Here is a 12,633-nt window from a genome sequence, read left to right as displayed (position 1 = left end):
CGTTGGTAAAGGCTTTTGTTATTTGATTTCTGTACTCGATAAATACTCGAGAAATACTCGAGAAAGATAATACATCATGAACTTACATATACTATGACATCTAAAGACTGGGAAAGGGTAATAGATTATGCTTTATTAAAAGCAAATCTATTGGACAAATCCAAGAAATCTATTTTAATAACAGATAACGGTACACAACCAACCTCTAAAAGTTTTAAGAAATACCTTAAAAAGCTGGGTATAAAGCATGTAAGAACAGCTGTAAGACATCCTGAGACTAACGGAAGAATAGAGGTATTTCATAAAACACTAAAATATGAACATGTATACTTAAAAGACCATTATCCCAATATACTCGTAGCCAGGAAGGAAATAGATGCCTTTATTAACTACTATAATTACCGGAGACTTCATCAGGGGATAGGTTTTGTAACACCTGAGGAAATGTATACTGGTAAGGCTGAAGCCATCTCCAAATATTCTCTAAAAGAACGAAAATAGTCGACAGCAGCGATTATCAACAGGTTAATCCAAAACAATAAGTTTATACTATTCGTGAGAATTAATAGTAATTATAGTTATTTAGTAGCAAATTTTTGGTATCAAAAAAATTATATAAAGAGGAGATAATTCTTTGGTATTGTAGGCATTAAACTTTGGTTACATTGCATGTTTTAGAGTTTCTGAAGACAGTATTATTTATATGTATGGAGGTGAAGGAAGTGAAAAAATTAGTTATTTCGTTGTTAGTGATTTTTACTGTTGGTTTATCTGTCTTTTCTGTTTCTTTTTTAACCCCTGAAGCTGGGGTTATTGAGGAAGGATTTATTTATATAGATACATTTAATCCCGCATGGGGGTTGAGATGGAGCCTGTTTGGATTTATGGAAACGGGAGTTTCGCAAGTTAACAACGGGGCATATATAAAAGGGGGGTTTAATGAGTTAAATGGTGTGCCAGTGAAATTCAGTCTCGGGTATTCAAATACATTCAACAACCAATCATCAGTCTTTTCAGCATTAGGGTACGATGCCGACTTTATCTATTTTGATTTTGGAGCTATTTATTATGAGGAAACAGCATGGGGCGTGAACTCAAATGATCATATGATCTCTAGAAACTTTGGAGCTTTTGCAAAAACAAGTGTTAATATCATAAAAGAAGATTCATCAGACAGTTATTTAAATATAGAAGGCGCTATCGGTTTTAATGATGATTTTTCTATTGAAAATTACATGGTTTCTTTTTATGGAGTACAGGATTTTAAGAATAAAATATGGATTTTTGATGGGTTAAATTTATACGCTGGTTTATCTTTTCAAAATGAGATCAGCAGTCCAATAGCTTTAATTGAAGATATTAATATTGTTTTAGGACTTGCAACGAGAATAAAAGTTTTTTGATAACTAAACGGAACAATATACTAAATTTTTTGTTGGATTTCAATAAAACATAAAAACTTATTACTTTTTAACAATTAATTTAAAAAAACGATTTTTATAATTATACTCAATAGAGCTAAATAACTCCCTGATCCTTATTTAAAATACCTTTGATTGATTTTTTTAGAATTTCTTGAAGGTACTCAAAAAAATGTTGAGGAGGGAAATTTTATGTCAAAGAAAGTTATCATTGTAGGAGCTGGCACAGCAGGGCAAGTGCTATAAGGCTTCAAAATAATGGATATGATGTAGAAATATATGAAGAAAATCCCAAAGTTGGCTGTAGAATGTACCAGATTGAAGAAAATGGCTTTAAATTTGATATGGGGCCAACTATTGTAATGATGCCAGACGTATATAAAGAAGTTTTCAAGCGGGTTGGAAAAAATCCAGATGATTATATTCCTATGAAGAAATTAAATCCCATTTATTCTAGACAGTATACAAGAGACTAATCAATTGATGTTTCGACTGATCTATCTGATTTATCAAATTTTCTTGAAGGAATAAGTTACAAAGATACTTTGGGTTATTATAAATACTTAACTCAAACCTATAAAAGATATCTAGTAGCAAAAGAACATTTCATAGAAAAATCTTTTAGGGATGTTAAAGATTTTTATAATCTAAAAACTTTGTTAAATTCATTTAGATTAAAAACGTTCAACAACGCATATAATTAAATTTCTAAATTTGTTGAAGATGATAGATTAATGAAAATGTTGAGTTTCCAAACACTTTACATCGGTATTTCTCCACATGATGGGCCTTATATATATACTATAATTCCTATGATAGAAACAGTTTACGGAGTGTGGTATATATTCAAGGTGGGATGTACACTATGGCTACATCAATGGCAAGACTTTTTAAAGAATTAGGTGGGAAAATACATTTGAATTCTGAAGTCCAAGAACTTTTTGTAAATAGCAAAAAAGTTGAAGGAATCAAAGTAAATGGAGAGACTATAAAGGCTGATTATGTTTTGGTTGATGCAGATTTTCCATATGCTATGAAAAATCTTATAAAAAGAGAAAAGGATAAAGGCAAATACACCGATAAAAAAATTGATGAAATGGTTTATTCAAGTTCAGCATTTCTGATGTATCTTGGGTTGAATAAAAAAGTTAGTGATGACACCAGGTTGCACAATATTGTGTTTGCAGATGATTTTGAAAAGAACTTATCAGATATCTTTCAAGGGACAGATCCCAAGGATCCTTCAATTTATATTTATATTCCTACAAAAGAAGACCCGTCATTAGCTCCAGAAGGTAAAGAGGTACTCTATATACTTACTCCAATTCCAGAACTAAAAACAAGAAAAAGAAAGTGAACAAAAGAAGAAATAATTGAATACAAAAAAATTGTTTACAATAAAATAAAGATGAAAAAGGGGTTAGAAAATGATGATAAAAAATATAAAATGAAACAAATTAGTATAAAAGAAGATTATAAATATTGTGAGAGCATAGTAAAAAAAATTCAGAAACCTTTTATAAAGCCTTTTCTCTGTTAAACGAAGAAAATGCCAATGCAATATATGCCGTTTATGCATACTGTAGGGTAGCTGACGATGCGGTTGATGTCTATGATTCTCCTGAAAAATTGAAAGAATTAGAAAATAAATTAATTGATTTTGACAATGGTAAAACTCCCAATGAACCTTTATGGAGGGCTCTAAAAAATGTCTTTGAAAAATATAATATGGATATTACCCCGTTTTATGAAATGATTGTTGGGCAGAAAATGGATATTAATTTTACTCAACCAGAAACTCAGGATGAACTTTTAGAATATTGTTATTATGTTGCTGGAACTGTCGGAAAAATGTTGCTTCCTATATTGGCTTCTAAAAATATTGATTTTATAGATACTAATAAAATAAGGCTCGGGGAAGCGATGCGGATAACAAATATTTTGAGGGATATAGGAGAAGACTTTGATAATGGGAGAATATATATTCCTGTTGAAGTAATGAAGAAGTTTAACTACTCGCCAAAAGATTTAAAATACAAAAGCATAAATGAAAATTTTATAAAAATGTGGGAATTTGAAGCTAAAGAAGCCCAGAAAATGTATGATGATTTTTGCACTCTTATTGACAATATTTGATGATGACTCAAAGAAACCAGTACTAGTTTCTGCGAAATTATATAATGCTAACTTAGATGCTGTGAGAGAAAATGAATATAATTGTCTCACATTGTTTCTTTTATAGTTGCTTTCATAGTAGCTAATTTTGCCGGAAACACATCTATAGTGACTCTATCTATCTCGCTTGCTTTTATCGCTACGATAGTAGAAAAATTTTCGCCTTGGGGATTAGATAATTGCTCTTATTGTGTAAATTGTAAAAGCAATTATTGGTTAGCACGCTCTGTAGAAAACGTTTTGGCTGAATGTAAGTTAGAGTTTGGAAAATTAAAATATAGATGTGTGAGTTTTATTGATGATAATTTTTTTGTAAATCCATTAAGAGCTAAAAGAATAATTGAAGAACTAAGGAAACTATATCCGAACATAGAAATTAGTTTTCAAACGAGAAGTGATCAAATAGTTAATAATAAAACAACTATAATAGAGCTGGCAAATAGTGGGAAGCTTCATATTAGTTTAGGTATAGAATCAAATAGCAACGAGGTCTTGAATCGTTATAATAAACAAACTGATAACAAAATAAACCAAAAAGCTATTGATATTCTAAGAAGTTGTAATATTGACATAAGCGTTTTTATAATCATGTTTGAGGCATTGGAATCTCTTAGAGATATTCGAATTTCGTTTGATTTTTTGAAAAATAACAATCTTTGCAATTATGATACAAGAGAAAATTTATATCAAACATTAATACCTTTTTATGGTACTACTTATTATAATAAATATCATCAATTTTATGAAGGTAGCATACATGGTAAAAGTGTGCCTAAATTCGTAAATAGTGACGTATCGAGTTTATATCATGCTATGTGTCAGTTTCAAAATGAATATGATGTATCTCTTAGTTCACTCGTACTTTCAATAAGCGAAAAAGAACCTGATTCTGGAGAAAATAGATTAGATCTATTTTTCTTTATGCATATAGAGTATGCGGTATTTGAATACTTTTTAACAATGAGCGAAAAATTTGGGGTGTGTTCATATGATGAATTTAAAAAAAGTAAGTTATGTAAATTATTAGATAATAAGATCAAAAAATATTACCGACATATTAATTATAATTGATTTTAAGGAAGGGAACATAAATTGAGAAAAATTAAAATGGTTTTTGTTAGACCACCATTTGAAGGAATGGAAACTTATAAGCCTCCACACTTAGGGATAGCGATGTTATTTTCTTATATTAATAAAGTTTTTGGCAATTCAGTAAAGTGCTTTTTGCTTGATGCGTTGCCTGACGAATTATCTACTGATGAAATTTCAAAAAGAATTTGTGAAATAAGACCAGATGCATTAGCTATAACAGTAAAAACAATGCAAGTAGTTCAATCTTTAGATATTATTCAAAAAATCAAAAAGAATATTTCTCCAATAATTATTTGTGGTGGGAATCATGTAAGTGTCGATCCTGAACTGTTTATAAAATGTGGCGCCGATTTTTCCGTCATCGGTGAAGGCGAGGAAGCATTAGAAAAATACTGAAAAAAGTCTTTTTTGAATGCAAAAATCTGGAGTACCCTCCTAATATCGTTATGAACTCCAAATATGATCAAGCTGAAAGAGAAAATATAAAAAAATGTATATATCTTTCAGATGATGTTGACAAATATGGAATTCCTAATTGGGAAATTTTTGATTTAACACGATACAATGAGAATATCCACATTAATAAAGCTTCACATGCTTTACCAATCATGGCTTCCAGAGGTTGCCTGTATAAATGTGATTTTTGTTCCACCCATCTAACTTGGGGTACGACGGTTAGGTATAGATCACCACATTTAGTGTTTAACGAAATTAAGAAAGAAATTGAAAAATATAACATTTCTGATTATCACTTTTATGATGATAACTTATTATTTAGCGATACATGGATGGATGAATTCCTTTGGCTAATTGAGAAAGAAAGGCTAAAGTTCAATTGGATATGTTTATCAAGGCCTGAAATCATTTGCAAAAATAGGCATCTTTTAGAAAGAATGAAAAAATGTGGTTGTAAAGGATTTGAATTAGGCTTTGAAACTCAAAATGAGGATTTATATAATAATATGAATAAAAAAATAAAAAAACAGCTTTTATTGAAGCTTATAATTTGTTGAGTGAAAAAGAATTTGAAATGATTGAGTTTCTAATTATGTGTTTTTATGATGGAGAAACAATGAAAACTCTTTTTGAGACTTACGAATCCTTAAAAAAATATAAAAAGAAAAAATCTTTGTTTATTTATTCTCGTTACTTTGCAACACCTTTCTTAGGTACAAAATTCAATGAGAACTTATGTGAGAAAGGAGTGATTTTAAGTAATAATCTCGAATACAAACATGCTATTTTTTTGAATTTTATTCCTTATAGCTTTTTGAATAGTTCCTTAGAAAATTTTAGGGTGAATGGTAAGACGCTATCAATACAACTTTTATTTTCTCAAATTGATTATGTGATTCATAAAAATGAAGTTGCCACTTTATTGGACAAGATAAATACAGAAAAATTTGCTAAGATTTTTAACGAGGTGGCGGAAAATAGAGGCATTATACAAGATCTTTGCGATAGAATTTTATGTATCAATAATTATACTTGTTGTTTAGAAAGCATTTATGAATATGTAGGAAGAATGATTGAATTTGCTGTTGCTAAAGGAGCTATTAAATACAAAAATGAAAATCCTATTTTGTAATTCAAACAGTTTCCCTCCTTATCAATTATCGGGCGCAGAAGAAACAATGAATGATTTTTTGGAGTTTTTGGCGATGTTGGGCTACAATGTGTTAACTATTAATTGTAATGAAAGGTATTATTTGTATACTAAGCAATATGAAAAAATTATAAAAGGAAAATACGAAGAAGTGAATAATGTCTTTGGAAGATGCTTTTCCCCTAATAGAGAAAATTTTTATTATTATGCTTTGCCACTTATTAATAAATATAAACCAGATATTATATTTTCTCAATTAAACGGATTATATGAATTAAGTAGATATGCGGTAGAAAAAGGATGTAAAATTATTTATTTTTTTCACAGTCACATTTCTTCAGAAAATATGATAATTTCAAATAATGAGTTCGATGTACTTCGGTCAAATACTGTTTCAAGAATTATATGCATTTCAAATGACATTCGTAACCGTTTACCTAGTGAGCTTCAATCAAAAACAACAGTTGTTTATCCTTTATTTCCTCAACAAAAATATAAATCTTTATCTGTAAAATATAAAAAAAAGCGAATACTTTTTTTTAATCCTATCAAAGTTAAGGGCATAGAAATAATATTATCTCTTGCCAAGATTTTCAAAAATGAAGAGTTTGTTATTTATGAAACTTGGGGACCTGCACCTTTGAAATATCAACAAGAAATTGATAGCATTCCTAATATTACATTAAAACAAAGACAACAAGATATAAAAAAGATATATGAAACTGGCAAAATTTATCTCCTCCCTTCTTTGTGTAAGGAAGGTTTTGGAAGAGGAATAGTAGAAGCTAATATAAATTCAATACCGATTTTAGCTAGTCATATTGGAGGTATACCAGAAGCAGCTGGCAATGAACAAATGACTGTAGAAAATCCCGAAGATATTCAAGAATGGTTAGAAAAAGTAAAATTGCTATTATATGATCCAAGTAAATACTCATATTATAAAGAAAAGGCTTTACAAAATTCCAAACGATTTGAAACTACCAATTTGGTTGAAGTACTTGAGCAGAGTTAATTGCAAAGAGTACAATATGTAAGGTTTTCTTGTACCGAAAAGAGTTGCTACAGAAAAAATAAGGAAACAACATCTGAAATAAGTTCATAGGGAAAAACGTTGTATAATATATCTAAGTTTGAATAAAAACCGAAAAAGGGGTGGTTCTATGCTGAATATGAATATATTATGTGTACTAATAGCAAATATTCGAAAGTCGGCTATCCCTTCGGTTTTTAAAAATAGACCTTTCTAAAAAGATGAGTCTCTTTTTAAGATCCGATGGGATATAAAAAGTTACTCAATTGCTTATACACGTACTTTTTAGGAGGTCTAAAAGTTGAAAGAATTATTTCACAACAGGAATTATATGTTCTATTGGTTTAGCAGTGCTTTTACTATGGCAGCAAGCAACATTGTTCAATTTATGCTTTCATTGTATGTTTTGGATACAACAGGTTCTGCTACTCTTTTTGCAACTATGCTATCCATAACTATCTTTCCAAGATTGTTATTTTCCCCCATTGCAGGAGTTTTTGGGGATCGTTTCGACAGAAGAAACTGGATGTTTTTTTTAGGGCTTTGTTCAGGAGTCACAATAGCTTTATTTGGAATACTTCATGAATCAGGAATTATTTTAACTATTTGGATAATCTATGTATTAGTCATATTATTGGAAACATTTGAAACATTTTATAGCAGCTCATCCGTTGGAATAATACCCCTTATAGTAAAAAAAGAAGAAATAGGTGTGGCAACCTCTTTTGCAGATATTGATGAAGGGATAGTGGGGATTATTGGTCCTCTTTTAGCAGCAACGTTCTATGCCACCATTGGAGTAGGTGTAGGACTAATAATGGCAGGCGTTATATCATTCCTCGGATCTGTGCTTCTTCTTTTTATGCATACTCAGGATATTAAAGATGGTGAAGAAAACGTTAAAAATACAATTTGGAAAGATTTTTTAGATGGGGTTAACCTTGTAAAAAAAGAACCATTCTTAAGAAAATTAGTAATCCTCGCTCCACTGACAAACTTTTTCCTCACCTCCGCTTTCAACATAAGCTTAGTGTTTTTTTTAAGAAATAAATTGAATGTCTCTGATATAGTATTTGGTGGTTACGAGGCTATTTTATCGGTGATGGTTTTAATAGCTCCATTTATAGCCATGAAATTACTAAAAAAAGAAGACGCCGCTAATTTATTACCTCCCTTAATCTTCGGAATTACTATTGGTTTTACAGTCTTAGCCACCATTGTCATTTTCAATTACTTTCAAATTCTCGGTCAACTTTCAACAATAATTATCTTATGCATAGCTAGCGGTATAATTGTTGCCATAATAGAAATTATGAATATCGCATCATCAGTTATGTTTAAAACATTAGTCTCAATTAAATTTTTAGGAAGGGTTATCTCCATAGTCAATCTTCTTGCTACTATCTCTATTCCTCTTGGACAGATGATATATGGAATTATGAATGATTTTTATCCTATTTACTGGACATTAATATTATCAGCAGGAGGATTTTTCTTAATGTACTTTTTATCAGCCTCTATTTTAAAAGACATAGCAAAACCAAAAGAATGAATTTGTAATAAGGAGGATTTTTAATGGTTGAAGAAATAATGAAGAAATATGGTTATTTTAATTTTTTTAGAGATAGTCCAATTAATGATAATATTGGTAGAATCACCTTTGTCAGTAAAGAAAATTATCTTGTTATGACACCAAAGGGTGAATTGATTGGGAAACTTAAAGGGAGATACAGCTATGAAATTGAAGATGCAAAAGAATTCCCATATGTGGGAGATTGGGTTTCTATTCAATATACAGGTAATGAAAAAGAAGTTTTAATTGATCACCTTTTTCGAAGAAAAAATAGGATCTCCAGGAAAATGAGGGGTAAACAATTTTCAGAACAAATTATTGCCTGTAACGTGGATTATATAATTTTTTGTATGTCAACTGATGAGAATTTTAGCTTACGATTATTGGAAAAATATCTATATGCTTTCTCTTGGCCAAATTCTAAGAGCCTTCTTGTGCTTACGAAGAAAGACCTTGCAGAAAATGTTGAAAAGAATATTAAAAAAATAAAGGAACTTTATCCTAATCTTGAAGTGATAGCAACAAGTATCTACGAAGATTCTAGCATAAAATTACTTCTTCCTTACTTACTTGAAGGAACTACTTCCGTAATTATAGGTTCATCCGGTGTTGGTAAATCAACCTTAATCAATCACATTGCTGGTAAAGAGATATTCAAAACAAGAGAAATTAGTAAAAAAACTCAAAGAGGCAAACATACTACAACCTTCAGAAAACTTATTTATCTCGGAGAAGGATTAGGATGTATAATAGATACCCCTGGCTTAAGTTCGGTTTCTTTATGGAGTAGTTACAATTCAAACAGCGCTTTTTCAGACATCGAAGAATTGAGTTTACATTGCAAATTTAGGAATTGCACCCACACAGTTGAAAAAGGATGTGCTGTATTAAAAGGGGTAAAAGACGGAATAATAAGTGAGGATAGATATAAAAATTTCATTAAGTTAAAACGAGAAGAGAATTTTATGAAAAGTAAGATAGACTTCAACATCAATAAGAAAAGAAATAAAGAAATAGAAGAGCGAGAAAAAATGAAAAAGAGCAAAAGGAGAAAATAAAAATTTATTCAAGCAGAGGAAAGGAGGTGACATATTTTTGATAAACATTCTTATCTTTTCTCCCCATCCAGACGATGCAGAAATTTCCATCGGTGGTTTTATTTTACTTCATGCTAATGAATATAAAATTAAAATCATCAATTTGAGTGCTGGGGAGCATTCAAGTAACGGCGATAAAATTGAAAGACTTAAAGAATCTAAATTTGTGGAAAATAGGTATAAAAATATTAGTACAAAATGTCTATTTTTTGAAGATGCTAATATTCAACATACCGTTATTGATCAACAAAAGAGAATTATTCGGATTATACGAGAGTATACTCCGGGCGTTATTTTAACTTCTCATTATACTGATGAACATCCTGACCATTTGGAGTCTTATTTGTTAGTAAAAAATGCGATATATAAGGCTGGATTAAACATATATCCTGAGCTGGGCGAACAGCATACGTGTAAACATGTCTTTTTTTATTCTCAAAACTTGTATAATGGAAAGGGATCAATGTTTATAGATATATCTTCAGTAATTGAAGAGAAATTGAATATTTTGTCTAAATATAGAAGTCAACTTATTCAAGATAATTCTCGCGTTAAGACATATTCCAACACTCGAATTTTTCAAAAAGTTCTTGCTAAAGATAAATATTGTGGATCATTAATAAATACTGATTACGCAGAAGAAATAATTTCCTATAAAAAAATTACCATAAAAAATATATTTGATATTGTTTTCTAATCTAAACAAGCTTTTGTTTGCACTTACTAAACGAAAAGTGGTTCTTTTCATCAACGATTGACTTGATTAGCCTCTGGTAATATAATTGATGAAAATCACTTAAAAGAGGATGAAGGGAATGGAAGAAATAGTTAAGCGGTTAGAAATGCTATCATATATGAATACAACAATTGACTAGCAGAAGGTTCTGTGAATGAAGTAAAAGTTATCAAAAGGATAATGTATGGAAGAAACAAATTTGAGATGTTGAGACAGAAAGTTCTTTTTCTTGAGGATAATGGGTAGGGTTCAACAATCAGTGGAAAGAACCAGTATGTTAGTTAGTGTAGCTTTGTGAATATATACAAAATGATACAAATATACAATGTATATAAGATGACTTCCTGATTAAGAAGGAAAAATTAAATTTTCTTCTTTAATGAAGGCAAAATTTTTTATCTAATACTTTCCAAAGAAAAGTGTCTTCGTAAAACGCTTAATTTTGAGAGTTAAATTTTATAAATTAGTTTTTATATTTATTTCAAAATTCAAAGGCTCTCAGGGCTTCTTACAAAGAGGTGTACTGTAATTATTATAAATAAAGAATTCCATAGGTTAAAATTTGTATTATTTGATTGTTTAATTCATTCTTGTCGGAAAACTTAGGTTTTCCGACAAGAATGTCTTTGTTAACTTTCAATAAATTATCTACTTTTTTTATTTGTCACTGGAAAAATCTAAATCATTAGTTTACTATTGATATGTTTAGTTATATTTCTTTTCTCCAAGTTCGATATGTATTATAAATATTACTTTACGTTATATAACATTTTTATATTAAACATATCTCTTTTATTCTATAAAATAGTTATTTAATAACAAATACCTTATACTCTTGCAAAGCTACTATACAATGTAAAGCTCAATATATAATAAACAAAAAAATATTTTTTTATAAAATTTTATCAAAAAGTTCCCCAACTTAACGGGGAACTTTTTTTGGAAAATAACTTTGAATTTTCAATATTATATTTGATCCAGAACTGAACTATGGCTATCAGATCTAACGTATATTCCGGTAGTTGAAATGGTTGTATGTCCAAGTATATATCGCACTTCCTCCAAATTTTTTCCAGAATTCAAAAGCCTTTTTGCGCATGTGTGCCTTAGAGCATGAGGTGTTGCATTAATATAATTTATATTGTTATAACCGTTTATCCTCAATTGATCGATCTTTTTGTTGGCTTTTATAACGTAATCTTGAAATCTTCTTTCCATAGTTCTAGAAGATATGGGGATATCGTTGCCATTTGAAAAGATATACTTCTTACCTTGACCCCCCTTCGAGGTGTTTTTTTCTGCAAAGGTTATTAACTGTTCTGCGTATTGTTTGGATATTTTAAGATATCTTACTCTGTTCCCTTTTCCATTTATAACAAGTTCAGCATGATCGTTATAAAAAATAATCTGCTCCTTTTCTAACGATAAGGCTTCTGAAATTCTTAAACCCGTTTTTAACAACAATGAGTAGAAAGTTTTGTCGAATTTATCTTCAATAACGGAGAAAAAAACTTTTATTTGATTTTCTGTCAAACCTTTGGGAACGTCACTTGGAATCTTTGCGTTTGCATCTTTCCAATATTTTTTTCCAGATATTTCTCCATTTTCGTATAGATAGTTCAAAAAGGATTTTAAAACAACTATCCTAAGTTTTATCGTTCTTTGAGATAAATTTGAGATCTCTTCAAGATATTTAAGAAAGCATCCTCGATTCAGTCCGTATATTTGAACGAACTTTTTATATCCATTCAATATTTTCTTGTATTCATATATGGTTGAGTCTGCCCTTCGCTTGACGAATTTCAGATATGATAAAAATTCTGAGATATACCCTTCAATTTTCCCTTTATCTTTTGTGGAATCAAATGTACTATTGATATCCATCATAGTTTTTTCCCCC

Annotated in this window: 14 protein-coding genes and 1 pseudogene; 14 read left to right on the top strand and 1 reads right to left on the bottom strand. The window is 29.8% G+C overall.

Annotation, left to right across the window (positions count from 1 at the left end; all coding sequences use genetic code 11):
* The first annotated feature begins 42 nt into the window (after positions 1 to 42).
* The 14 genes and pseudogenes from AA80_RS08620 to AA80_RS10525 all read left to right on the top strand — a co-directional run.
* Positions 43 to 501 (top strand): integrase core domain-containing protein, encoded by a 459-nt coding sequence (locus AA80_RS08620; RefSeq protein WP_304465922.1) that lies wholly within the window; start codon positions 43 to 45, stop codon positions 499 to 501.
* A gap of 221 nt (positions 502 to 722) precedes the next feature.
* Complete coding sequence (locus AA80_RS08615; RefSeq protein ID WP_103877370.1) at positions 723 to 1,403, top strand: hypothetical protein; 681 nt, start codon at positions 723 to 725, stop codon at positions 1,401 to 1,403.
* Positions 1,404 to 1,663: 260 nt separating this feature from the next.
* A complete protein-coding gene (locus AA80_RS08610; RefSeq protein ID WP_103877369.1) occupies positions 1,664 to 1,897 on the top strand; it encodes an NAD(P)-binding protein in 234 nt (77 codons plus the stop codon).
* Positions 1,898 to 2,217: 320 nt separating this feature from the next.
* A complete protein-coding gene (locus tag AA80_RS08605) occupies positions 2,218 to 2,778 on the top strand; it encodes a phytoene desaturase family protein (RefSeq protein ID WP_134080000.1) in 561 nt (186 codons plus the stop codon).
* Between the two features lie 176 nt (positions 2,779 to 2,954).
* Positions 2,955 to 3,557, top strand: a complete 603-nt coding sequence (locus AA80_RS08600) for a phytoene/squalene synthase family protein (RefSeq protein ID WP_103877367.1) — start codon at positions 2,955 to 2,957, stop codon at positions 3,555 to 3,557.
* Positions 3,558 to 3,638: 81 nt separating this feature from the next.
* Positions 3,639 to 4,667 (top strand): radical SAM protein, encoded by a 1,029-nt coding sequence (locus AA80_RS08595; RefSeq protein WP_103877366.1) that lies wholly within the window; start codon positions 3,639 to 3,641, stop codon positions 4,665 to 4,667.
* A gap of 21 nt (positions 4,668 to 4,688) precedes the next feature.
* On the top strand, positions 4,689 to 5,084 hold the full coding sequence (locus AA80_RS08590) for a cobalamin-dependent protein (RefSeq protein WP_103877365.1): 396 nt from the start codon (positions 4,689 to 4,691) through the stop codon (positions 5,082 to 5,084).
* Between the two features lie 50 nt (positions 5,085 to 5,134).
* The gene (locus AA80_RS08585; protein ID WP_103877364.1) at positions 5,135 to 5,701 is read left to right on the top strand and encodes a B12-binding domain-containing radical SAM protein; all 567 of its coding nucleotides are present in this window, start codon (positions 5,135 to 5,137) and stop codon (positions 5,699 to 5,701) included.
* A complete protein-coding gene (locus AA80_RS08580) occupies positions 5,698 to 6,276 on the top strand; it encodes a hypothetical protein (protein ID WP_134079999.1) in 579 nt (192 codons plus the stop codon). Before AA80_RS08585 ends, AA80_RS08580 begins: the two co-directional genes overlap by 4 nt.
* A complete protein-coding gene (locus AA80_RS08575) occupies positions 6,257 to 7,309 on the top strand; it encodes a glycosyltransferase family 4 protein (protein ID WP_103877362.1) in 1,053 nt (350 codons plus the stop codon). The genes AA80_RS08580 and AA80_RS08575 overlap by 20 nt, the downstream gene beginning before the upstream one ends.
* A gap of 319 nt (positions 7,310 to 7,628) precedes the next feature.
* Complete coding sequence (locus tag AA80_RS08570) at positions 7,629 to 8,879, top strand: MFS transporter (RefSeq protein WP_103067432.1); 1,251 nt, start codon at positions 7,629 to 7,631, stop codon at positions 8,877 to 8,879.
* A 23-nt stretch (positions 8,880 to 8,902) separates the two neighbouring features.
* A complete protein-coding gene (rsgA, locus tag AA80_RS08565) occupies positions 8,903 to 9,958 on the top strand; it encodes a ribosome small subunit-dependent GTPase A (protein WP_103877361.1) in 1,056 nt (351 codons plus the stop codon).
* Between the two features lie 37 nt (positions 9,959 to 9,995).
* The gene (locus AA80_RS08560) at positions 9,996 to 10,694 is read left to right on the top strand and encodes a PIG-L deacetylase family protein (RefSeq protein WP_158248415.1); all 699 of its coding nucleotides are present in this window, start codon (positions 9,996 to 9,998) and stop codon (positions 10,692 to 10,694) included.
* Positions 10,695 to 10,829: 135 nt separating this feature from the next.
* Positions 10,830 to 10,979, top strand: a pseudogene (locus AA80_RS10525) (ISL3 family transposase); the annotation flags it as partial.
* A 720-nt stretch (positions 10,980 to 11,699) separates the two neighbouring features.
* On the opposite strand, the gene AA80_RS08555 reads toward AA80_RS10525, so the two are convergent.
* Complete coding sequence (locus AA80_RS08555; RefSeq protein ID WP_103877359.1) at positions 11,700 to 12,620, bottom strand: tyrosine-type recombinase/integrase; 921 nt, start codon at positions 12,618 to 12,620, stop codon at positions 11,700 to 11,702.
* Between the last annotated feature and the right edge of the window lie 13 nt (positions 12,621 to 12,633).

Origin of the sequence: Petrotoga sibirica DSM 13575 (genome assembly GCF_002924625.1) — a bacterium.
Taxonomy (GTDB): Bacteria; Thermotogota; Thermotogae; order Petrotogales; family Petrotogaceae; genus Petrotoga; species Petrotoga sibirica.
Note: the sequence above shows the minus strand (reverse complement) of the source record. Positions and strands in the feature narration are given on the sequence as shown.